The sequence below is a fragment of the Chryseobacterium sp. UF-290 genome (genome assembly GCF_058245615.1).
The window spans coordinates 13659-36925 of record NZ_JBSICB010000010.1 but is presented as its reverse complement, the minus strand read 5'-3'; the positions used below and the strand labels follow the sequence as shown (position 1 = coordinate 36925).

Sequence of the window (23267 nt, the reverse complement as noted above, 5' to 3'; positions counted from 1 at the left end):
AGCCGGCCGGTTTCTAAGAAACCGACCGGAAAAAAACACAAATGATGAAAAAAAATAAAAAAAATTATAAGGTATACGCCGAAGCGTCATATTTAGTTTTTATAGAATCCATTTGTTCCGATTCCTGCAGTAAAGTTTCTCAATAAAGTACCGCTAGCTGCACTATAAACATTTACTTTACCATCTGTGGTATAGTTCGCATCAGCTGCAAAAATTCTACCGTCAATTACATCAAATCCATATACATTACCTACAGCTGTGACAACAGGAGCTGTGGGTACTGCTGTAGATCCTACAGCCATTGCATACACCTTATTGGTATCAGTAATGAAATAGAACTTGTCATTATCGGCTCTAAGTTTCTGAACTTTAGGTATTGCTGTCAAAGTTGTTGTTTCATAAGTTCCGTTTGCAGTATTGATCTTATAGATAAATGAATCGGTATCACCGGAAACCAATACATAAGCATTCCCTTTGTATGAAATAAGATCTTTAATGATTCCATCGTTTGGAAGGTTTACGGTTTGACTTACCACATTTGTGGATGGATTCACAATCGTTACAGTATATCCGGTTGGAATTGGGTTCCAGCTTGCATCATAACCTACACCATCGGTTTGTACTACAATACGACCACCTGCCTCAACTACTTTTTCCGCAGCATTTGTAAAGTCAATACTTTTTACAAAAGAGTTATCCGAAATATTATAAACATTAAGTTTTCTTTTAGAAGTATCAAAATTATTGTTAGTTACGTAATATTGATTTCCTGAAAAAGCAATATACCTTGCTCCATCCAAATTAGCAGTTACAGTAGTCTGTTTTTTAAATGTATAACGGTCTACAATGTCGATTTTATTGGGAACATTAGAAACCAAATAAGCACGATCTCCATGGAAGCCTATGCTTTGAAGCACTTTTCCTAAAGCTTCATTATTATTACTTATTCCATATATTTTATTAAATACGGTAGCAAGATCATTGCTTACAAAAGAAACTTCAGAAGTCGTAGTGGTAAATCCTCCTTCATTAGAAACGAGCACTCCGGAGTCGAACCTGGTCACTCCGTCAATACCTTCATAACTACTATCACTGCTACATGAAACATTGAAAAGTAACATGGAAGCAAACACAAGAGGTAAAATTTTTCTAATATTCATATGTAATTAATTTATTTTAAAAATTGATATTTAAGTTAAGACTATAATTTCGTTTAGGTAATGGATAGGAAAGCATGGTATAATAAGTTTCATTCAAAATATTATTTACTTTAAAGCCCATTGTATAATTTTTAAAAAATGTTACAGCGATTCCGGCATTCATCACAAAATATGAATTTAAGGCATATTCTTGAGTTTCATTAGAATCTGTATATGTTAATCCATTAAACATTCCCTGCACATATACTTTCACAAAATCATACTCATAATCTATATTTCCGGTAAATTTATGACGAGGGACATACATCAGCTGCTTTTGAATATCAAGATCTGTTGATTTTGTATAGGAATATCCCAGATTAGATTTAAGAATATGCTTTCCAGCTTTTTTTTCAAATTCCAGCTGGGACTCTAATCCATAGGCCTCTACTTTATTGGTGTTCGAAGCTCCATAATATCCGGCAGACGTTGGGAGCCATCGGATCATATCCCGAATATTCATGTAATAAGGAGTAACAGAAAGTTTGAAAACTCCCATTTTTAAAAGGTTTCTCAGCTCAAATTGATAAGAGGTTTCCGGTTTTAAATTCTTATTGCCTCCCTGGGCCCAATATAAGTCATTAAATGAAGGTGCTCTGAAATTTCTTGAAACATTTAATTCCAGATCATAACATGTTGCAGTGCTCCATTTTCCTGAAAAAGAAAATAAAACAGGAGAGCTGATATCTTCTACAAAATCTTTCTTGATTCCAGCTTCAAAACGCAAATCTTTTGTTGGAAAATAACGAAGCAACCCGGCAATAGATCCTGCTTTTCTACTAATGTTTCCAATTCCCGAACTACCTTCTCCATTTCCTTTATTAACCTGAAATTCACCGATAACATTGATATTCCATTTTGAACTCAGAAAATAATTGAAATCATTTTTCAGAATATAATTCTTTCCTGCCCCTCCGCTAGTCTCAGGACCATTAATATCGCCAAAATATTGAAAGTTCTCTTCCGTATAAGCAGCTTTGAATGAATTACTGAATCGTGCATTATTCCAATCCCAGGAAAGCAGACTTCGGATATTCTGGGTTTCATATTTTGTTTTATTCTCCAAATCTCCAAAATGAACAGGATAATGCTGTTTTCCATTAAAAAGCTCTGATATCCAGGAAACCTGATGATGCGGGGCAACTTTATAAGCAGTGGATATATTGATATTAGTATTATAATATTGGCCATTATCATTGGTATAGACCTTCCTATTATCCTCTTCAACCTTATAATCGTTTTTACTTATTGAATGGCTTCCCGAAACCTTAAAGCTAAGCTTATCATCACTATAAGACCCTCTGACAAAATTATTATATGTATCAAAGGAAGCTGCTTCCGAAAACAAAGCCCCATGAAAACCTTTGTTAAAATCAAGGGTATTATTCAAATGAATACTTCCTCCAACAGCACCACTACCATAGATCACACTTCCTCCACCTGCTTTTATTCCGATCTGATCATAGCCAAACACAGCAATATTGTTAACATCTCCCTGGCCTAAAAAACTGGAATTGATGTTTATTCCATTCCACACAAAAGCTGTTTGCTGAGCTGTGGTCCCTCTGAAAGAAGGAGAGGAAACAGCCCCTCTTCCATTTTCTTTAATATAAATCTGAGATTGGAATCTGAGAAGTTCGGACAAATTACCTGAATTTTTCTCAACGTCCTCTGTTGAGATGATTTTCACGGGATGAAAGAGCTTCACCCGGTTCATCTGGTTGTCAAAGATATAAATAGTATCAACGGCTTTCTCCTGAGCAAAAAGAAAACAGCTATAAGACGAAAAAAACAGTACTAAAGATCTTTTTATATCCATATTATTTTACTTTTCCTCCGAAAGCAATATATTTTTTTGATTATAATTCCGGCAGGTCTCCTGACTTTCGCTTTCTGCACCTTCCCGTTTTTATACAGTGGCTGCTTACAGAAACTTTTGTTGCGATCTACAGTTGCGGGGACAGTCCGGGAGTTTCACCCGATTCCCTTTTCATTCCAATATATTGGAAACCAAAATTTTTGCAAAGATAGTTTTTTATATGTATTGGGCAAAAAGTGAATGACCGATCAAGCACACACTGTTTAATTTGAATAATTTAAGAGCCCGTTTCAATTTTTAATTTCAATTGTACAGGTTCTCATTTTGAGCGAAACGAAGTGAAGTCGGAAAATTTCAAACAACCTATTTTCAAAAAAGAATCTTCATTCCACTTAGCTCCATTCAGAATAACAAAAGAACTTTTTATTAAAATTTACACAGGTCCTAAAATTAAAAAAGCTGCTTTCTTTATTGAAAGCAGCTTTAGTTATAGATAACAGATCTTGTTAAATTATTTTCCGATAACTTCAGTGATCGGATTTCCTACATTTCCGCTTGGGAACTGGATCTTTAATAATGAAGACACTGTAGGAGCAATATCAGTCATATGGTAAGCCTTATTGCTTTCTCCCTGCTTCACTCCCCAGCCCATAAAGATCAAAGGAATGTGTGAATCGTAAGAATTCCATACATTGTGCGTAGTTCCTTTTTTTGAATACGGAGGAAGCATAGAATCATGGGAGATCAGCTGGATATCACCGCTTCTCTGTCTGTTGATCCCGTTGATGATCCTTTGCCTGATCGGTTCCGGAATGTTTGATTCCTGAACCTTATCCACAGAAACGGCATATAGAACAGTAGGATCTTTTTCCAGTTCTTTCACAAGAAAATTTCTTACATCATCTAATTCCAGCTTACTGTCTGTCAATACTTTTCTGTCAAAATAAATCTGATAATTATCAATAGCATTGATCAGTTTATCTGCCCCGAATTTATCTTTCAGCTTTTGGTTAAGATTCTTTTCTGCCCCCTCTCCAAAGATGCCTGTCGGGATTTTATGCTCTTTAAGGAATCCAACAGAATGTGCTCCACCATGGTCAGCAGAAAGGAAAACAGTATACTCTCCCTTTCCTACCTTTGAATCCAGATATTTGAAGAACTCTGCCAGATCCTGGTCTAGTCTGATGTAAACATCTTCTACCTCAATAGAATTAGGCCCGAATTTATGTCCGGCATAATCAGTAGAAGCTAAATTAATTGCTAAGAAGTCCGTGATATTATCTCCACCCAGTTTTTCGCCTTCTACAGAAGCTTCTGCCAGCTTCAGCGTCAGCGTATTTCCGAAAGGTGTATAACGGATGTTATCTTTTTTCGTCTGATAATCCTGAGCCAGATTGTTGTAAGGGAATGTAGGGGTTTTTGCGCTTCCCAGCAATCCTTCCCAGGAAGAGTTATCCGGTGAGCTTTCCGTATACTGATTGATCGGAAGTAATGTATTCCAGCCATTAGCCACTAATTTTTCCGGTAAATTCTGAGCGTTGAAAGATTTTAGCCATTGTGGAAGATCATTCATATACCATGTGCTTGTAATGAAATTCCCGGTACTGTCATCAAACCAGAAAGCTCCGTTTGGAGTGTGTCCTGCGGGAAGAATCGAAGCACGGTCTTTCAGAGAGACACCAATAACCTTTCCCTGAAAGTTGGTAGCCAGCTTTAGTTCATCGGTAACCGTTGTAGACCAAAGGTTTTTCGGAGAGTGACTTCCTATTTTGACGTCCGTTGTTCCTACCGGCTGAACGCTTTCATCTGCTGTACAGTATACGCCTTTGCCCGTTTCCTTGTCTGTCCAGTCATTACCTGCAATTCCGTGGATAGCAGGTACAGATCCCGTATAGATGCATGTATGCCCCAAAGCTGTAATGGTAGGAACATAAGGAATATGTACATTATTTAAAGAATATCCTGTGTTCAAAAGTCTTTTGAAACCGTCATTTCCATATTTACCATAAAAACGGTATAGATAATCCCAACGCATCTGGTCTACTACCAGGCCTACGACTAATTTGGGTCTTTCCAGTTGGGTATTTTTGTTCTTCTGCGCATTGATTGTAACTACGGACAAAAAAGTAGCTGCCGCAATTGAAATATTCCTAAGCATCCAAGTAAATTTTTATTGACCACAAATTTAAGCGTTTTGAAAGTTTTGGAATGTGAAATTTTATTTAATTTTGGTTATTATGCAATTCATCAATCAAATCTGTTATGATTTTATGGGTATACTGGTATGTTAAATTTCCTGCGCATTTATATCATTTCAGATTTTTTAATTTTTTTAAAGGATATGGAAGGCATGCCGGTAATCCTGCTGAACTGACTGCAAAAGTTCAGGTTAACAACCTGGAAATTCAATAAAAACCAAACAACAATATTGTGGAAATAAAAAAACTAGAGAAACTAAGTTTCAATCCCAGCTTAAACTGGGGACACAACGGCTATTCAACAGATATAATATATTCACTCTCCTCCATCGAATTTTCAGGTTCTTTTGAATTTTTATTAAAAGAAAAATCTTTATCCTACACCAAGATCTGGGAAACCGACTCAGATGAACTTGAAGAGCTCAATATGATCATTGAAAATGGAAATTCATTTGGAGCTTTTGATAATAATGAACTCATAGGCTGGATCATCTGCGAACAAAGAACCTGGAACAACAGCTTCTACATCGAAAACATTCTGGTTGACGAAAAGTACAGAAGACAGGGAACCGGCATTATGCTGATAAAAAATGCCATTAAAGAAGCCCGCAGACTGGGCTGCAGAGTGATTGAACTTGAAACACAAAATACCAATTACCCTGCAATACAGTTTTACAGAAGAATGGGATTCAATATTACCGGATTCAACACCAGATTATATGACAATGCTGAAGAAATAGCCCTTTTCATGACTTTAGACCTGGAATAACCGTATGATAAGAAGTATACTTATTTTTTTGCTTGTCTATACATCCTTGTTTTCCCAAAACGGTAAAGCCATAATGGAAATCAATTATGAAACTAAAATCATTTCAGATAGTCTGAACCGTCAGAATTTCCATCAATACGAAATGACCTTGCTCTGCAATACAACTGAATCTATTTATTTTAACGAGGAAGCAAAAGATTACTATTATACATTGTCCGGCAAAAAAGAAAATAACAGTTCTGCCATTATTGGAACCACTCTAGGGGCAATTCCCAGGTATCCCAAAACGGAATACAGTATTTATCAGTCAGACAAGAAGACTATAGCCTTCCTTGCAGTTGGGAAATACATTTTCAGTTTTGAAGAACCCGAACTGAAATGGGAAATCCTTACTGAAACTAAAAAAATACAGGGGTTTACCTGTAGGCTGGCCCAAACAACCACTGATACCGGAGATACTTTTTTCGCCTGGTACGCTGAAGATCTCCCCATCCCCGATGGTCCTTTCCGTTTTAAAGGGCTTTCAGGTATCATATTGGAAGTTTATAATAAGAGCAGAACAATTGAGATCTCTGCTGTTACTGTTAAAAAAAATGACGGGATTATAGCTCCTATCCCTTATTTATCTACTATAAAGGCCAAAACCAAAAAACAATATCTGGACGCAAGAAGAAACTACATCGATAATCCGGCCCAATATAATGGAAATATTAGAATATTTGATGCCACCGGAAAAGAAATAACCTATAAAACAAAAGACAGACTTAAAAAGATAAATGTCTTTCTCGATTAGCCCCTTATCAAAAAAAATTTTAACTATTAAATCCCTTGCAAGTGTATTATTTTTTCTATACATTAGTAATCAACAAATTAAAACATTAATTACTATGAAAAACTTAAAGAAATTAAGAAGAAGCCAGCTTGTATTAATAAGCGGAGGTGACACTCCTTATGCACTATGTGATATTGATGGTAATTGTCCTCCAACGATTGGTTCATACTATTGCAGTAACGGTACCTGTTACAGAGTTTCCGGCGGCGGTGGCAGCGGTACCCCTTGCCATGAACCAACACGTCTTTGCCAGGAATGGGAAACAGGATGTGGATGTGTTTATATATAGAATATAGATTGTTAGATAAATTTGGAGCGGTTTTTACCGCTCTTTTTATTTTATTGATGCTCTAAAAGTATTGTCTTATCCCCCATCCTATTACCATTTATAACAATTTCATTAATTTCGCAATAAACATGGATGCTATCTCATCACCTTTTATCAAAGATAGCACGATCCAAATTCCTGAAAATAAATATGAAAAGCCTTCTTCTGTACATTCGATCACTTGTTACATTTTCCGAGGAAAGCTGGGACCTGCTCCAACCTGCCTTATCAGAAAAAGTTTATAAGAAGAAAGAACTGATGTTGCAGGAAGGTGAGATATGCAATGCTCTGTTTTACCTCCATAAAGGATTCTGCAAAAGCTATTATGAAATAGAGGGCATAGAAAAAAATACCGGTTTTTATTTTGAAAATGAAATAGCGACCAACATCATCAGTTTTGGGAACGCACAAAAGTCTGAATTCAATATAGCTGCCTGTGAAGAAGTATATGCAATCATTTTCAATAAGGATAAATTATTCGAAATAGCCGGAAAAGTTCCGGAGATTGAAGCACTGGGACGTCACTGTATCCGCCGATTCGCTTCAAAACAGGAGGAGTTTTCCCATCTTTTCAAGTTATATTCCGCACAGGAAAGACTGGAATACCTTGAACACAAATATCCTGAAATGATGCAACGTGTTTCCTTATCTCAACTGGCTTCATTTCTCGGAGTGGCAAGAGAAACATTAAGCAGGATCAGAAAAAGAAGAATTTTTCATCAATGACAATTCTTCTCCAACACCCGAACTACTATAAAACACGATCAAAATAAAATGAAAACATTAATCTGGAAGGGAATCTTTTATCAATCCCTTGAATATTTCAATATCAAAAAAACGGATAAGAACTATATCGTAGAATCAAAAATTATTGGCTGTCACCAGGATAAAATGTATGCTGTAAATTATAATCTTATTATTGATCAGAACTGGACTGTTCTGGAATTTTCAATTGAATCCGAAATCAACGCTGTCAGAAAACAGCTGAAAGGAAAAAAACAGCAGGATAAATGGGAAATCAACGGTGTTATACATCCTGATTTTAATGATTTTAAATATATCGATATTTCTTTGACACCATTCACCAACACATTGCCAATAAACCATTTAAAACTGCCAGAAAATAGTTCTAAACAAATCAACGTTATTTATATTGATGTTTTAAATCATCAAATTAAACCAGCTCCCCAACAGTATACACGTACAGCTGCTGACAGATACCTTTATGAAAATATTCAGACCGATTTTAAAGCTGATATCTCAGTAGATGAAAATGGATTGGTGATCACTTACCCGAAACTGTTCGAAAAAATCGCCGAACTATAGCAGGATATTTCAAAGCTCCTTTCCTATTCTTCAATTTTTAGTTTTTTATTTTTCAATACAGCCCAGCAAAATGAATATAAATGAGATCAAAGATAAAATAGAACGGCCCGCAACAGAGTTTTTTACCGGTGGATTCAGGCCACAAAACACGTTGGAAGAATCATGGATCGGACGTGTCTTTGCCTATGCAGAAGATGAAGAGATTCCTTTAGATCAAAACGACAACCAGATGATGCCGTTGTTACAGCTTTATCTTCCCAATCAGCCATTTGTACCGGAACAGATCAAAGACAAGAAATTAATTACCGTATTCATATCATATGATTTCCCGGAACCCTTTGAAAAAATGGGACCCAACTGGATGATCAGAGAATATGATAATATTGAAGATATTATCATTAAAGATCTGAAAAGTTCAACATCTTATTTAAAGCCATTTCCATTAAGCTCTCAGTTGGTTCCTAAAGATGCCCCTCTGTGGGATGGCGGAGGCATTGAAGATATCGATTATCGTTTGATTTCCGAAATTGTTCAACTTGAAAGAGAGGGACTTTTCGATAGTTATTTCGAAATTATTAATCACAGCTATCGTACTAAACTGGGGGGTTACCCATCCTTTTGCCAACCCGGTATCGGATTCAAAGACGGCTTCGGAAAAGGTTTTGAGTTTGTTTTCCAGATTTCATCAGATGAAAAGGCCTATTTGAATGTAATAGACAGTGGCAGTTTCATGTTTGCTAAAAATACTGGGACCGGGGAATGGAGCTTGTATTATGATTTTTATTAAATGCTGTTGATCAGAAGACCGTCTCTGTAAATTTTAAAGTAAAAGCTATCAATAAGATTAAGTAAAAATATTCAAGAGACTTTCCACTCTCCAAAGTTTGCACTTCGGAACATACAAACAAAACAGACTGCTTCATAGAAACAGTCTGTTTTGTATATTTAAATCCCAGCGTAAAGCTGGTCAGTAAGTAATTAGAATTTCAAATCTCCATTCACCTCTCTCACCGCATTGGCAGCTTCAGCGAATTTCAATTGCTCTTCAGCAGTAAGCGTTACGTTTACAATTTTCTCTACTCCGTTTGCTCCGATGATAGCCGGAACTCCTAAGCAGATATCGTTTTGGCCGTACTCACCTTCAAGCATTAAAGAACAAGGGATCATTTTCTTTTGATCACATGCAATCGCCTGAACCATTACAGAAACAGCTGCACCTGGTGCATACCACGCAGAAGTTCCTAATAATTTAGTAAGTGTAGCTCCACCTACTTTAGTTTCTTCAATGACATATTTTTGTTGCTCGTCACTCAGGAATTCAGTTACAGGAACACCGTTTCTTGTAGCTTTGCTCAATAACGGAAGCATACCGGTATCACTGTGTGCAGCGATTACCATTCCGTCAACATCAGAAATCGGAGCTTCTAAAGCTTCAGCCAATCTATATTTGAATCTTGCAGAGTCTAACGCACCACCCATTCCAATGATCTTGTGCTTAGGAAGGCCTGAAGTTTTGTGTACTAAATAAGCCATAGTATCCATTGGGTTAGACACTACGATGATGATTACTTCCGGAGAATGTTTTACTAAGTTTTCAGTAACTTCTTTTACGATACCGGCATTGATACCGATTAGTTCTTCTCTTGTCATTCCAGGTTTTCTTGGAATTCCTGAAGTGATCACTGCTACATGAGAACCTGCAGTTTTGCTGTAATCTCCTGTTGTTCCGGTAATTTTTGTATCAAATCCGTTAAGAGACGCAGTTTGCATCAAATCCATTGCTTTACCTTCAGCAAACCCTTCTTTAATGTCTACCAAAACTACTTCTGAACAGAAGTTCTTCATTGCGATGTATTCTGCACAGCTTGCTCCTACAGCGCCTGCACCTACTACAGTTACTTTCATATTGTTACTTTTTAAATTATTTTTTGTTAGTTAAGTTTAAATTTGAAACTCCCCAAATTTAATAATTCCTGAAAAAATGCGCAATTTTTCAGGAATTTAATTAGAATTAAAATAAATTAATTGACGTTCAGTAAAAACGTGTACAGTTTTTTTGCTCCGGAAAGCACTTCGTTGTAGTTTTCTTCAGCCACTTCAGTATCCAGAACTTCCTTGAAAGTCTTCCACATCGGTCCTGTATTCTCCTGGTAGCATCCGAAGAAGTTGAAGGTAACCTCATCAAACCCTTCCGTTTTTGAAAGCTGTTTGGCAATAACATTACCACCAAGGGTAGAACCCTCGATCACATACATTGCTCCCAAAGCCTCATGCTCGTTGTCAAATTCAAGATTATGAGAGACAGTTTCGCTTTCCAGCGAAAGACTGTTCAGATCTTTTTCAATAAGGGAAAGCTTTTTTCTTGCATCAAGCTGAAGCTTTTCCGCATATTTATCAGAAAGGCTGCTGAATATTTTATCTTCACTGTGAAGGAGCATCAGATAATTGGTATGGATGATCTTTTTATAATCTTCTAAAGTGAAAGTTTTATTGAAAATCTTTTCAGAATTAAAGAGCTTTTCTGCTGCATCGTGATAATCTGCTGTGTTTTGCTTAATATATTCGGATACCATAAATAACGTTTTAAAAGTTTCTCAAATGTAAGGCTTTTTGAACGTTAAAATGAAAGAAGTCCCCTCTTTATTGCTCTCATAATCCACATTTCCCCCTATTCTTTTCATGATACGGTGTACAATGGACAGCCCTACTCCATTTCCTTTGAATTTCTTCGCATTGTCCATCCGGTTGAAGATCTTAAACATCTTATGCTTCTCCTCTTCAGGAATACCGATCCCATTGTCAGAAATACGGTAAATAATGGTCTGACCGTCTTCCGTACCTTCAATTTCCACTTTCGGCTGATCTTTATGAGAAGAATATTTCACCGCATTGTTGATGATATTGAGAAATACCTGATGAAGCATGGTTTTATCAGCCAGCACATCCGGACATTCTTTAATAATGATCTCACTGGTCGGACTGCCATAGGTTATTTTCGCATTTTCAGAAATTTTCTGAATGGTATGGATTGTTTTCAGGCTTTCAAGCTGTACTTCGCTATGCTTGGCACGGCTGAGCTGTAATACATCATGCATCATTTCAGCCATGTTATCGATCTCCTCGATAATTGCATTGATCTTACTTTTACTCTTTTCAGAATCATTGGTAAGATTGTTCAAAAGCATCTGTGCATTAAGCTTCATTACAGTCAAAGGAGTTCCCAGGTCATGGGAGATCGTGTATGAAAAACTGTCAAGCTCTTCATTGACTTTTTTAAGCTCATCATTAAGCCTTTTGATCGCATTATAGTTTTTATGGGAAGTCTCTAAAATCAGATCTCTTACAGCCTGCACAGCACTGATATTTCTGGAATTCCATCTTTTAGAATGTCCTTTAATGTTCTCTGTGAAGATCCGGAAGGAAGTTCTTGGTGATATCATCTGTCTTTCCTCTCCGTTTTGAGAGAACACCCCAACCTTTTTTTCCGGATTTCCTGCCCAGTTGATATGTTCGTCAAACTCTTTTCTGAACCAGATCAGCATTTCATTTTTATCCCTTTCAATAAAATATATAATAACTCCGGCGGCATTTTCAGACAGTTCCAGGAGTTCTCCATAATCCTTCAGAAAGCTTCTGCTAACGTAGATGCTATCTGTCGTATTGTCAAGTGCCCATTGTGAAATTCTGACAATAGTTTCATGGTCAGGAGTGCTTCCTGCTATTATGATATTTTCATCTGAAACAATGGCAAAACCGTCTGCTTCAGGTAAATTTTTAATCTCTGTTTTACTTTCGATAAGAGAATCAAGCAAATGATTATGTCTTAAGAATTTTGTTTTAAGTTGAGATAACTTATCACTCAGCTCCAAACGGTAATTCAGCTCACTTTTGGATTTGAATGATGAATAGGCATTGGCTGCCAGAGCGGTGAAAATTCCGGCCTGCACCCTGTCTTCAAGATCGATGTGTTTCGGTTCTTTATTCTGACAGGTTACCAATCCCCAGAGATGATCATCAATGATAATCGATACGCTGAAGCTGGAAGCAACGCCTAAATTTTTAAGATACTGACCATGAACGGGAGACATGCCTCTCGATGCTGAAAAAGTAAGATCGATACTTTCCTTCGTTTTACTTAAGATCGGAACTGTTTCTGAATACACATTACTGAAAATTCTTTTCCTTTTTTTAAGATAAAGTTCTCTTGCCTGCATAGGAATATCAGATTCAGGATAATGAAGGCCCAGAAAACTTTCCATAGGTTCGTTTTTCTTTTCAGCAATAACCTTTCCGGAACCGTCCATCATAAACTTATACACCATCATCCTGTCATAGTTCACCACCTTCGAAAGTGTTTCTAAAAGATGGTTCCACAGTTCCTGCTCATCATCGATGATATAAAAATTATCATACTTATTGGAGATCCGTTTATCAGGATTGATCACGACTTCTTCAAATTCCAGAAAAATATAAGATCCGCTTCGGTAAACGGAAAAATGATATTCTTTATCATTAATGAAGATCTTATCAAAATAGGTTTCATTCAGACGTCTGGTAAACCTGTCCAATGACGTATAAATCTCTGAGTCGATAATGCTCCGGAAGCTTTCTGTAAAGTCAGTAAGCTCCCTTCCGAACAGTTCTTCTGAACTCTCGATCTTGAATATATCCGAAATATTCCTGCTGAAAAAAGTAATGGTACGGGATTCCGCATCAATGCCAATCAAATAACCAAAACTTTGTATAGAGCCCGGAATATGGATGGGTTCTTCATGGCATTCTATAAAATTCATATATCTCTTCAGTCTATCAATCAAATATAGCACTTTTTTTGAACAGCTTTCTATTTTGTGGTACGTAATTTTAAAACTATTACTCATCCGTGTATACTATTGATTTTACGGTTTTTGCCAATCAAAACACTTTAAAGCATTCTCCATTTTTATCTGTTTTTAATGCGATATTTCTAAAATATACAAAAAATCCTCCAATAATCAAATATTTCATCGTTTAACTATGATTCATAACATGAATTACATATTATTAATCTTAATAATTATGTTATTTAAACAAAAATCTCTAAATTTATATCACAAAACAATGAATACGAAGAAAAATACATTGAATTATTCACAATAAATTCAATATAAATTTAAAATTCAAATAATACTATTATGAAAAAGTTCCCATTAATTTTATTTTCTTTAGTCCTTTCCATAGGATTATGGAATCCATCAGAAGCGTGTACAAGAGTGGTTTATAAAGGTCCTCAGAACACCGTTCTTACAGCCCGTTCTATGGACTGGCGTGATGAGATCCCGGCCAATCTCTGGGTATTCCCGAAAGGTATAGACCGCAACGGGCAAACCGGTCCTAAATCTGTAAAATGGACCTCCAAATACGGAAGCATCATCAGCTCTTCCTGGGACATCGCTTCAGCAGATGGAATGAATGAAAAAGGACTGGTTGCCAATTTATTATGGTTAGGTGAATCCCAGTACCCAAAATTCGACGGAAAGGGAAGTAAAAAGGGGCTTGCCATCTCGCTATGGGCACAGTATTATCTCGATAATTTTGCCACAGTGAAAGAAGCCGTGGAATTTTCAAGAAAGGAACCTTTCGTTATTGTAAGTGATTATATTCCGGGAACAGAAAGATTTACGACGATCCACCTTTCCATTTCAGACGCTTCAGGAGACAATGCCGTATTTGAATACATCAACGGAAAACTGGTAATCCATCATGATCCGTCTTACACAGTCATGACCAATTCTCCTGTTTTTGAGGAGCAGCTTGCTCTCAACAACTACTGGAAAGGTATTCCGGGAACGGTAATGCTTCCGGGTACCAACCGTGCGGCAGACCGTTTTGTAAGAGCATCTTACTACATCAATGCTATTCCGCAGACCGCTGACACCCGTACAGCCGTAGCCAGTGTTTTCAGTGTGATCAGAAACTGCTCAGTGCCTTATGGCATCACCTCAGCAACAGAGCCTAATATTTCTTCCACAAGATGGCGTTCCGTTTCCGATCAGAAGAATCTGGTGTATTATTTTGAGACCGTTTTCACGCCGAATACATTCTGGGTAGACCTTAAAGATTTTGATCTGAGCCCAAAAGGAAAAGTCATGAAGCTGGACCTGGGTAACTATCAGACTTATAGTGGTAAATCCAATACGGATTTTAAAGAATCTGCACCATTCAAGTTCTTAGGATTAAACTAAAATATCAGCTGCAAAAATTATAAAGTCAAACATGTAAGGTATTGTTAAGAACCTGTCTGAACGTATCAATACGGATCAGCTTGTGAAAACTCGAAGTATGAGTCAAAAAAAGACAAACTTTTGTCATGCTGTGCCCGACAAAGAGTCTTTACTATATACCATTTCGTTCAGAATAACACTTCAGATTCAGTCTATGGCAAATCGAAGTCTAACGGAACAGTTTAAAACAGTTTCTTAACAAAAGTAATTGTCTTACAAACTTTTGCCGCAAAATAAAAAAACAAAAAAGATATGGCCTTTTTTTCACTCAAAAAGAAAAGCCTGATCCTCTGTATGCTCGCCTGCGGGTTATCAGCGACTGCACAGATCCAGGATTCTCTAAAAACCCAACCTCCCCAGCAGGAAGAAGACAATGTAAAATATCCGCAGCTACAGATCAAAGGCCTTTTCCAGGCCCGTTATCTGATGGGCATGAGTAAGGATGTTGACGTGAACGGACTTCATCACGCTGACGGTTCAGGAACAAGCAATAATTTCATGCTCAAATACATGAGGGTCCAGGTACGGGCACAGATCAGCAAACGCACGGAAGTCGTTGCTCTGGCAAATCTTGCCGATTTTAAAAATGATCCTAAAAGCAGAGTCCTTGAAAATGCTTATCTGAAATATACATTCGGTCCCAAGATGGCATTGACCGTAGGACAGTTCAGACCATGGTTTGGTATCGAAGAAACTTATCCTATTGATATCATCAAATCATTAGACTGGTCCAACCAATACTCTGAATTCGGAAAGCTGGGCTGGACGAGTTTCCAGATCGGAATGTCTGCAACGGGGCAGCTTCAACTGGGAAAGATACCTTTTCAGTATGCAGTTTCCGTAGTGAATGGAAACGGAAAAAACCAGATCAATGACAATGACAACGGTAAACAGTATTCTACCCGCCTTGTTTTCGGGTTATCTCAGAAGTACAGCTTCAATGTCGGTTTAAACGGAGGTATCGGGGAAGTATTCAGCAAAAAAGTATACGCAGTAGGTGTTGATATGAGCTCATTGATCAAATTTGATCCAAGATGGAGCCTTGATATGCAACTGGAAGCCAAACAGGCGACCAACCACGTTTTATACAACTCCATTGCTCCTGAGCTACGACCGGATAATCCAGATCAGTATTTAATTCGTGGTGCTTATTTTCTTCCCAATCTGAGATATGAGATCCATCATAAAAATCTTAGCGCCTTCGAATTATCATGCCGTTACGAATACCTTGATACCAATTTCAGAATGGCTTCAAACCCCAGACAAACGATCACTCCGATGTTCGGTTTAGAATTCCTGAAAAACTACGGGGCAAGAATTCAGCTGGGAGTACAGTTTGACCGTTACAAGCACCAGGTGGAAAACACTTCACAATACAACAACAATCTATTCATTGTTCAGGTACAGAGTAGATTTTAACCCTTAAATCGTTCATATCATGAAAGAAATTAATATTAAAAACGTTGCGATCACATTTGCCGTAGCGTTGGTCATATGGTTTATTCCTGTACCCGAAGGTGTTACCCAGGATGCCTGGCACCTGTTTGCCATTTTTGCGGCAACTATTTTAGGGATTATCTTAAAGGCTGCGCCAATGGGCACAATGTGTATGATGGCCATTGCTTTTACCGCCCTTACACAGGTCGTTGCCCCCGGGGATGCGGGAAAATCAATTACAAAAGCACTTTCAGGCTTTGGAGATAAAGTGATCTGGCTGATCGGGATCTCATTCTTCATTGCCAGAGGATTTATCAAAACAGGTCTTGGAAACCGCATCGCATTTTTGTTCATCAGGGTTTTCGGTAAAAGCTCATTAGGATTAGCGTATGGATTAGGACTTGCCGATGTGTGTCTTGCGCCGGCTATCCCCAGTAATACGGCGAGAGGGGGAGGAATCATCTACCCTATCATGAAATCTATGGCCATCAGCTTTGATTCCGTTCCTGAAAAACCGGAAACTCACAGAAAACTGGGTTCATTCTTAACATTGAACAGCTATTATATGAACCTCATCGCTTCATCCATGTTCCTTACCGGAACTGCGAGTAACCCGATGTGTCAGAAATTTGCAGCCAACCTTGGAATTGACATCACCTGGATGTCCTGGGCTGCTGCTGGTTTTTTACCAGGTGCCGTAGCATTCTTTGTTGTTCCTTTGGTACTTTACAAATTATATCCGCCTGAATTGAAAAAAACAGGTGATGCCCCAAAAATGGCTGCCCAGAAATTGAAAGAAATGGGACCTATTTCCAGAAATGAGTGGCTGATGCTATTGGCATTCTTCATTCTGTTAGGTCTTTGGATATTCGGTGGAGCGCTTTCTATTGATGCTACTACAACGGCATTTATTGGTTTAACCTTATTGTTATTGACCTCAGTATTGACCTGGGAAGATGTAAAAGGTGAAAAAGGAGCCTGGGATACCATTGTTTGGTTCGCGGTTTTGGTCATGATGGCAAGCTCTTTGAATGAATTAGGCTTCATTGGCTGGTTCAGTGATCTCATCAAAGTAAAGATCGGAGGTCTGAGCTGGCAGATTGCATTCCCTGTGATCATTGTCGTTTACTTTTTCAGCCACTACATTTTTGCAAGTGCTACAGCCCACGTGGCAGCCATGTATGCCGCATTGTTGGGAGTAGGTGTTTCTTTGGGAATCCCACCCATGTTACTGGCGATGATGCTTGGTTTCTTAGGTTCAATCTATGGAGTTCTTACCCATTACGGACACGGTCCTGCCCCGGTATTCTTCGGAAGCGGATATGTAGATCTGAAAGCCTGGTGGCTCAGAGGTCTTGAAATAGGAATCGTTCTGCTGATCATCTACATGGTTGTGGGTGGATTATGGATGAAAGTCTTAGGATATTATTAATTATTAAATCAAATATATGTTATCAACATTGTCAAGAAAAATGCTGATGTGCCTTACAGGACTCTTTTTGGGATTCTTCCTGTTGATTCATTTTCTCGGAAATCTTCAGCTTTTTCTTCCACAGGAGCAGGCTCACCTGCAGTTCAATGCCTATTCGCATTTTTTATCAGGAAACATCATCATCAAAATAGTCTCTTATGTTTTGTATGCCAGTATCATCCTGCATGCTTTGGACGGGCTGATCATTACATTAAAAAATAAAAGATCAGGCGGCGGCTACCAGTCTGACAGACGTGGAAGAGCCAGCAAATGGTCTTCCAGAAATATGGGACTCCTGGGAACATTCATTCTGATCTTTCTGGTGATCCATTTCCAGAACTTCTGGTATATCTACAAATTCGGGAATCCTCCTCTGGATGACAATGGTAATAAAGATCTGTATATTCTGGTCGTTACAGTATTTAAAGAGTGGTGGTATGTCCTTATTTACGTATTGTCAATGATCGCTTTATGCTATCACCTGATCCACGGAATACACAGCGCCGTAAGAACCCTGGGATTGTATCATCCCAAATTTGTAAAATGGTTCAAAACTGCCGGAATCACCTACTCGGTTATTATCTGTTCAGGCTTTGCACTGATGCCGGTGTATGTCTTCTTTACTTATCATTAAACAGAAAGATCATGATTTTAGATTCAAAAATACCACAAGGCCCATTGGAACATAAATGGGAAAATTATAAAAAGAAAGCCAAACTCGTCAACCCGGCCAACCGTAAAAAACTGGACGTAATCGTTGTGGGAACCGGTCTTGCAGGAAGCTCTATTGCCGCATCTTTGGGGGAAATGGGATATAATGTAAAAGCATTCTGTTTTCAGGACAGCCCCAGAAGAGCCCACTCCGTGGCTGCACAGGGAGGCGTAAATGCTGCTAAAAATTATAAAAATGATGGTGACAGCGTTTACAGAATGTTTGCAGACACTCTGAAAGGTGGCGACTTCAGAGCTCGTGAAGCCAATGTATACCGCATGGCAGAATGTTCCCTGAACCTCATCGATCAGGCTGTCGCACAGGGAGTACCGTTCGGACGTGAATATGGCGGCTATCTCAACAACCGTTCATTCGGGGGTGTCCAGGTGAGCCGAACCTTCTATGCAAGAGGACAGACCGGGCAGCAATTACTTCTGGGAGCTTATCAGGCGCTAATGAGACAGGTTGGAAAAGGTTCTGTACAGCTGTTTTCAAGACATGAAATGCTTGATCTTGTTACCATTGACGGCAAAGCCAGAGGAATTATCGTAAGGAATTTAGACACAGGAGAAATTGAAAGACATTCAGCCCATGCCGTAGTATTGGCAACAGGAGGTTACGGAAAGATCTATTATTTATCAACATTAGCGATGGGATGTAATGGTTCCGCCATCTGGAGAGCCCATAAAAAAGGAGCTTTAATGGCTTCTCCAAGCTGGATCCAGGTGCATCCTACTTCCCTCCCGCAATCCGGTGACTATCAGTCAAAACTTACCCTAATGTCTGAGTCGTTACGTAACGACGGGCGAATCTGGGTTCCATTGAAAAAAGATGAAAACAGACTCCCTAACGATATCCCTGAAAATGAAAGGGATTATTACCTGGAAAGAAGATATCCGGCTTTCGGAAACCTGGCTCCAAGAGATATTTCTTCCCGTGCCGCAAAAGAAAGAATTGATGCCGGTTTTGGAATCGGGCCGTTAAAAAACGCGGTATATCTCGATTTTTCTAAAGCGATCAAAGAGCAGGGAAAAGATAAGATCCGGGAAAAATATGGAAACCTGTTCGACATGTATCTTAAGATCACAGGATATGACGCGTATAAAGAACCCATGATGATTTCCCCATCTGCTCATTTTTCAATGGGCGGGCTTTGGGTAGATTATGAGCTTATGACCACTATTCCCGGATTGTTTGCCTTAGGTGAAGCCAATTTTGCGGATCATGGGGCCAACAGATTGGGAGCCAATTCGCTTCTACAGGCTTCTGTAGACGGATACTTTATTGCTCCCTACACCATTGCCAATTATCTGGCAGACCAAATTCACACCGGAAAAATTTCAGTGGATGCTCCGGAATTTGAGCAGGCAGAAAATACAGTTAAAAACCAGATCCACAATTTGATCAATATCAAAGGAACCCAAACAGTAGATCATTTCCATAAAACATTGGGAAAGTTGCTTTACGATTACTGTGGCCTGGCCAGAAATGAAGAAGGATTAAAACATGCCATTCAGGAGATCAGGAAGCTGAAACAGGAATTTTACAAAGAGGTAAGGGTTTCCGGGCAGGGTGATAAAATGAATTCCGAGCTGGAAAAAGCAGGCCGTGTTGCCGATTATTTCGAAATCGGGGAACTGATGTGCTATGATGCGCTAACCCGTAACGAATCCTGCGGTGCCCATTTCCGGGAAGAATTTCAAACTCCCGACGGGGAAGCCATGAGAAATGATGCGGAATATCAATTCATCTCCGCATGGGCCTGGACAGGTGAAAACGGCGAACCTGAACTGATCAGGGAGCCTTTAATCTTTGAAGAAATTCAGCCAACGGTAAGAAGCTACAAATAAAAAACAAAAATTATGGATTTACATCTTAAGATATGGAGACAGAAAGACAGAAAAAGTGAAGGAAAGCTGGTCAGCTACGACCTCAAAGGATTGAATCCTCACATGTCTTTCTTAGAAATGCTGGATACTTTGAATGAAAAACTGATCACTGAAGGCGATGAGCCCGTAGAGTTTGATCACGACTGCCGTGAAGGAATCTGCGGACAGTGCGGAATGATGATCAACGGAATTGCCCACGGTCCTTTAAAAAATACAACAACCTGCCAGTTACACCTGAGATCTTTCAAGGATGGAGAAACGATTCTGATAGAACCTTTCCGGGCAGAGGCTTTTCCTGTAAAAAAGGACTTAAAAGTAGACCGTTCCGCTTTTGACAGAATTATTTCTTCAGGAGGCTTTGTATCAGTCAATACAGGTCAGGCTCCTGATGCTACCGCCATTCCGGTTACCCATCAAATTGCCGAAGCAGCTTTTGATTCTGCTGCATGTATCGGGTGTGGCGCTTGTGTTGCCACCTGTAAAAACGGCAGTGCGGCCTTATTTACTTCAGCAAAGATCACCCACATGGTACTTCTTCCCCAGGGGAAAGAGGAACGAAGCAAACGTGTACTGGATATGGTCACTCAGATGGATGGTGAATTATTCGGGCATTGCTCCAATACGGAAGCCTGTGAAGTGGAATGTCCGCAGGGAATTTCCGTGCTGAATATTGCCAGAATGAACTTTGAGTATAACAGAGCGCTGTTTTTCCGGAAAAGGTAAAAGGGCGAAGAAGGCTGAGAAAGCAAAGGAGGCTGAGAATAAGAGAAGAGGAAGGTGAGAGAGAATAGGTAAATTTGCTTTTATAAATTTTTATAAATAAGGATGTAACTATATGGATAAAGAAAAACCGGGATATTCATAGCTCAGTGCTGGCGAATATCCCGGTTTTTCTTATTTTATGGATTAACTAATCTCGATTTAAACCTCTTTTTCAAAATATAGTCTGTAATACTTCCCTTTGTCGTCTTCTCCCATCTCGATCTTTTGCCTGTCACCATGAATGTAGATGTGGAAGTTTTTATCCAGCTTGATGATACTTTTGAAGTGTCTCTGGGTCTTTTTTACAGCAGCTTCACTGATCGGGAATTCTTCTGCGATATTCACCTGCATATCCTGTTCGTAATCTGTTTTAAAGTTTACGAAGCTTTCAATCACATGCTCATCTCCCAGTACTTCATTGGCAAATTCATCCAATTTAAACTCTTCTTTTTCTTTGAAGAAGTTGATCGATTTATTAAGGAAATCTGCCTGATCTGCTTTGGATACTTCAAATTCCTGCGGAAGCTGCTTCGTGATATAATCTTTGTACACCATCAGTGCTTCCTGGGTATGGAAATATTCATCATCACGCTGCTTTACTTTCAGGAAATCTTCAAACCAGTAGTACATATCACCGTTTTTGTTATTGTCAACCACGGAAAGAACATACCCCGTCTCCTTATTGTTGTTATAGATCAAAGCAGCCTTGTCGATTTTAGACAAACCGATTCCCTGGTCTTTTTCAATATCAAAAGTTTCTTCTGCAGGATTGATTTTCAGGAAAGATTCTCTCTTCTCGGTTTTAAAGATCCCGATCTTGTCCACTTTATCAGGGCGGTCGCTTTCTTCTTCAAACAATACGATAAATAATTCTCCTCCCTGAACTCTCGGGTTTTCCGCAGCTTCAAAAAGGTGTTTTGCAATATTTTCAGATTCCCAGAGGAATTTGGATTTATCCTCAAAAATTTCGGATACCGCACTGTAAACCGGGTTGTTTACCAGATAAGTATCACTGTAAAAATGGAAAGTCTCTTCTGATTTGAAAGAGCCTAAGAAGTAATTCTCAAGCAGCTCTGCCATTCCTTCCTCCAGCTTCAATTCCTCCTGGGAAAGCGTCAGCGATTCTCCGTTGATCTTATTTCCCACTCTGTGTACTATTATTTTTGAAAACATTTTCTGAATATTTGGACTGCAAAGATATTCATTCTATCCTTTACACGAAACTTAAAACTATTATTGATTCACCACTATCTAAATTGATTTCTATTAACCACAAAAGGTAAAAATGCTTTTATTATAAACACTTTAGAGTATTGATTTTGCTATTTAAACTGTGTTCAGGATAAGAAATGAAGGTAATGAGCTTAAAAGTGGACAAAATTTACATTGACGGAGATGCTGTCTTAAAAAAATGCTGTCGAGAATATTTTTACCTGCTCTCCTGACAATTGTACAGTATTTTACGGTACAGAATACATAAAAGTGATATTTAGTCAGCTTTCCCTCATTTTTCAGAAGATCTATTCGGGACAAATTTACAGTCACATATATAAAGGTTTTGTTACATTTTTTATCCGTTTCATTACAAAGTGTTTAAATTAAACAAAATTAAAAATAACTCACAATCAATAGATTACGAAAAATAAAAACAGAAAGATTTCAGATTAAAAAACATGAAAAACTACGATTATCAGATATAATCCGTAGATGTTATTCCCTCACATCGCTGTGACTGCAGAGGTATTTATTTTTACTGTCTGTTTTTAAATTTTGGTATACATTTCGCTGCAATAATAAGTGTTTGAAAAATCTTAATTATGATGAAAGTACAAATGCAAACTATTAATCAAAAAATAGCTGTTGAATACTTAAAATTTTTCTATCCGCCACTTCGCAATGAGATCACACAGTTATCTGTACAGGATAATTTCGCCGGGATCATGCAGGCTACAGTCAATTACCTGAAGAACCTGCTTCAGGAATCGAAGATTAACATCATTGCCCATCACATCAAGCTGATGGACTGGCTCTACAGAAACGGAAATTCCTACGTAAGAACCATGATCGAAAACCTTTTCGTAAGGTCATTCGAAAGCTTTAAAAAGCATGCCAAGATCCAGCACTGGAAACTTCTTTACCAATATATGCCTGTGAGCTTCCAGATCATTTATAATGAACAGCAGAAGCAGGACCAGATGTATTTTGGGAAATAAGTTAATAAGGCTTGGGAGGCAAAAGGGCTAAAAGGTAAAAAGGCAAATT

The 23267-nt window shown here is 38.4% G+C and carries 20 protein-coding genes and 1 riboswitch; of the genes, 13 read left to right on the top strand and 7 right to left on the bottom strand.

Going from position 1 to position 23267, the window contains the following annotated elements; genetic code table 11:
- Positions 1 to 92: 92 nt before the first annotated feature.
- The 3 genes from AC4IF5_RS12945 to pafA form a co-directional block, all read right to left on the bottom strand.
- Complete coding sequence (locus tag AC4IF5_RS12945) at positions 93 to 1160, bottom strand: DUF5074 domain-containing protein (protein ID WP_490735135.1); 1068 nt, start codon at positions 1158 to 1160, stop codon at positions 93 to 95.
- A 16-nt stretch (positions 1161 to 1176) separates the two neighbouring features.
- Positions 1177 to 3018 (bottom strand): TonB-dependent receptor plug domain-containing protein, encoded by a 1842-nt coding sequence (locus tag AC4IF5_RS12940; RefSeq protein WP_490735133.1) that lies wholly within the window; start codon positions 3016 to 3018, stop codon positions 1177 to 1179.
- 33 nt (positions 3019 to 3051) lie between these two features.
- Positions 3052 to 3229: riboswitch (cobalamin riboswitch) on the bottom strand.
- Between the two features lie 300 nt (positions 3230 to 3529).
- Positions 3530 to 5176 (bottom strand): alkaline phosphatase PafA, encoded by a 1647-nt coding sequence (gene pafA, locus AC4IF5_RS12935; RefSeq protein WP_490735132.1) that lies wholly within the window; start codon positions 5174 to 5176, stop codon positions 3530 to 3532.
- Positions 5177 to 5448: 272 nt separating this feature from the next.
- On the opposite strand from pafA, the gene AC4IF5_RS12930 reads away from it, so the two are divergent.
- The 6 genes from AC4IF5_RS12930 (at position 5449) to AC4IF5_RS12905 (ending at position 9258) form a co-directional block, all read left to right on the top strand.
- The gene (locus AC4IF5_RS12930; RefSeq protein ID WP_490735130.1) at positions 5449 to 5985 is read left to right on the top strand and encodes a GNAT family N-acetyltransferase; all 537 of its coding nucleotides are present in this window, start codon (positions 5449 to 5451) and stop codon (positions 5983 to 5985) included.
- Between the two features lie 4 nt (positions 5986 to 5989).
- Positions 5990 to 6778: a GLPGLI family protein gene (locus AC4IF5_RS12925; protein WP_490735128.1), complete on the top strand. Its 789-nt coding sequence runs from the start codon at positions 5990 to 5992 to the stop codon at positions 6776 to 6778.
- Between the two features lie 94 nt (positions 6779 to 6872).
- The gene (locus AC4IF5_RS12920) at positions 6873 to 7106 is read left to right on the top strand and encodes a hypothetical protein (protein WP_490735126.1); all 234 of its coding nucleotides are present in this window, start codon (positions 6873 to 6875) and stop codon (positions 7104 to 7106) included.
- Positions 7107 to 7295: 189 nt separating this feature from the next.
- Positions 7296 to 7871 carry a Crp/Fnr family transcriptional regulator gene (locus AC4IF5_RS12915; protein ID WP_490735124.1) on the top strand — a complete coding sequence of 192 codons (576 nt, stop codon included), beginning with the start codon at positions 7296 to 7298 and terminating at the stop codon, positions 7869 to 7871.
- Between the two features lie 48 nt (positions 7872 to 7919).
- Positions 7920 to 8471: a putative glycolipid-binding domain-containing protein gene (locus tag AC4IF5_RS12910; protein ID WP_490735122.1), complete on the top strand. Its 552-nt coding sequence runs from the start codon at positions 7920 to 7922 to the stop codon at positions 8469 to 8471.
- Positions 8472 to 8541: 70 nt separating this feature from the next.
- Entirely contained in the window at positions 8542 to 9258 is a 717-nt protein-coding gene (locus AC4IF5_RS12905) for a YwqG family protein (protein WP_490735121.1), read from the top strand.
- A gap of 191 nt (positions 9259 to 9449) precedes the next feature.
- Here AC4IF5_RS12905 and AC4IF5_RS12900 read toward each other — a convergent pair whose 3' ends face one another.
- From AC4IF5_RS12900 to AC4IF5_RS12890, 3 genes are all read right to left on the bottom strand, one after another.
- Positions 9450 to 10376 carry a malate dehydrogenase gene (locus AC4IF5_RS12900; RefSeq protein WP_490735119.1) on the bottom strand — a complete coding sequence of 309 codons (927 nt, stop codon included), beginning with the start codon at positions 10374 to 10376 and terminating at the stop codon, positions 9450 to 9452.
- A gap of 116 nt (positions 10377 to 10492) precedes the next feature.
- Positions 10493 to 11044 (bottom strand): biliverdin-producing heme oxygenase, encoded by a 552-nt coding sequence (locus AC4IF5_RS12895; protein ID WP_490735118.1) that lies wholly within the window; start codon positions 11042 to 11044, stop codon positions 10493 to 10495.
- A 21-nt stretch (positions 11045 to 11065) separates the two neighbouring features.
- Positions 11066 to 13264, bottom strand: a complete 2199-nt coding sequence (locus AC4IF5_RS12890; protein ID WP_490735116.1) for an ATP-binding protein — start codon at positions 13262 to 13264, stop codon at positions 11066 to 11068.
- 381 nt (positions 13265 to 13645) lie between these two features.
- On the opposite strand from AC4IF5_RS12890, the gene AC4IF5_RS12885 reads away from it, so the two are divergent.
- The 6 genes from AC4IF5_RS12885 to AC4IF5_RS12860 all read left to right on the top strand — a co-directional run bounded on the left by AC4IF5_RS12885 (position 13646) and on the right by AC4IF5_RS12860 (position 20966).
- Positions 13646 to 14695 carry a linear amide C-N hydrolase gene (locus AC4IF5_RS12885; RefSeq protein ID WP_490735114.1) on the top strand — a complete coding sequence of 350 codons (1050 nt, stop codon included), beginning with the start codon at positions 13646 to 13648 and terminating at the stop codon, positions 14693 to 14695.
- Positions 14696 to 14986: 291 nt separating this feature from the next.
- Positions 14987 to 16153 (top strand): porin, encoded by a 1167-nt coding sequence (locus tag AC4IF5_RS12880; protein ID WP_490735112.1) that lies wholly within the window; start codon positions 14987 to 14989, stop codon positions 16151 to 16153.
- Positions 16154 to 16172: 19 nt separating this feature from the next.
- Entirely contained in the window at positions 16173 to 17603 is a 1431-nt protein-coding gene (locus AC4IF5_RS12875) for an anion permease (protein WP_490735110.1), read from the top strand.
- Positions 17604 to 17619: 16 nt separating this feature from the next.
- Positions 17620 to 18276: a succinate dehydrogenase cytochrome b subunit gene (locus AC4IF5_RS12870; RefSeq protein WP_490735108.1), complete on the top strand. Its 657-nt coding sequence runs from the start codon at positions 17620 to 17622 to the stop codon at positions 18274 to 18276.
- 11 nt (positions 18277 to 18287) lie between these two features.
- The gene (locus tag AC4IF5_RS12865) at positions 18288 to 20204 is read left to right on the top strand and encodes a fumarate reductase/succinate dehydrogenase flavoprotein subunit (protein WP_490735106.1); all 1917 of its coding nucleotides are present in this window, start codon (positions 18288 to 18290) and stop codon (positions 20202 to 20204) included.
- Positions 20205 to 20216: 12 nt separating this feature from the next.
- A complete protein-coding gene (locus AC4IF5_RS12860) occupies positions 20217 to 20966 on the top strand; it encodes a succinate dehydrogenase/fumarate reductase iron-sulfur subunit (RefSeq protein ID WP_490735104.1) in 750 nt (249 codons plus the stop codon).
- 198 nt (positions 20967 to 21164) lie between these two features.
- Here AC4IF5_RS12860 and AC4IF5_RS12855 read toward each other — a convergent pair whose 3' ends face one another.
- Positions 21165 to 22178 (bottom strand): nucleoid-associated protein, encoded by a 1014-nt coding sequence (locus AC4IF5_RS12855; protein ID WP_490735102.1) that lies wholly within the window; start codon positions 22176 to 22178, stop codon positions 21165 to 21167.
- 644 nt (positions 22179 to 22822) lie between these two features.
- On the opposite strand from AC4IF5_RS12855, the gene AC4IF5_RS12850 reads away from it, so the two are divergent.
- Positions 22823 to 23218, top strand: coding sequence for a DUF7674 family protein (locus AC4IF5_RS12850; protein WP_002977403.1), 396 nt, complete (start codon positions 22823 to 22825; stop codon positions 23216 to 23218).
- The last annotated feature ends 49 nt before the right edge of the window (positions 23219 to 23267 follow it).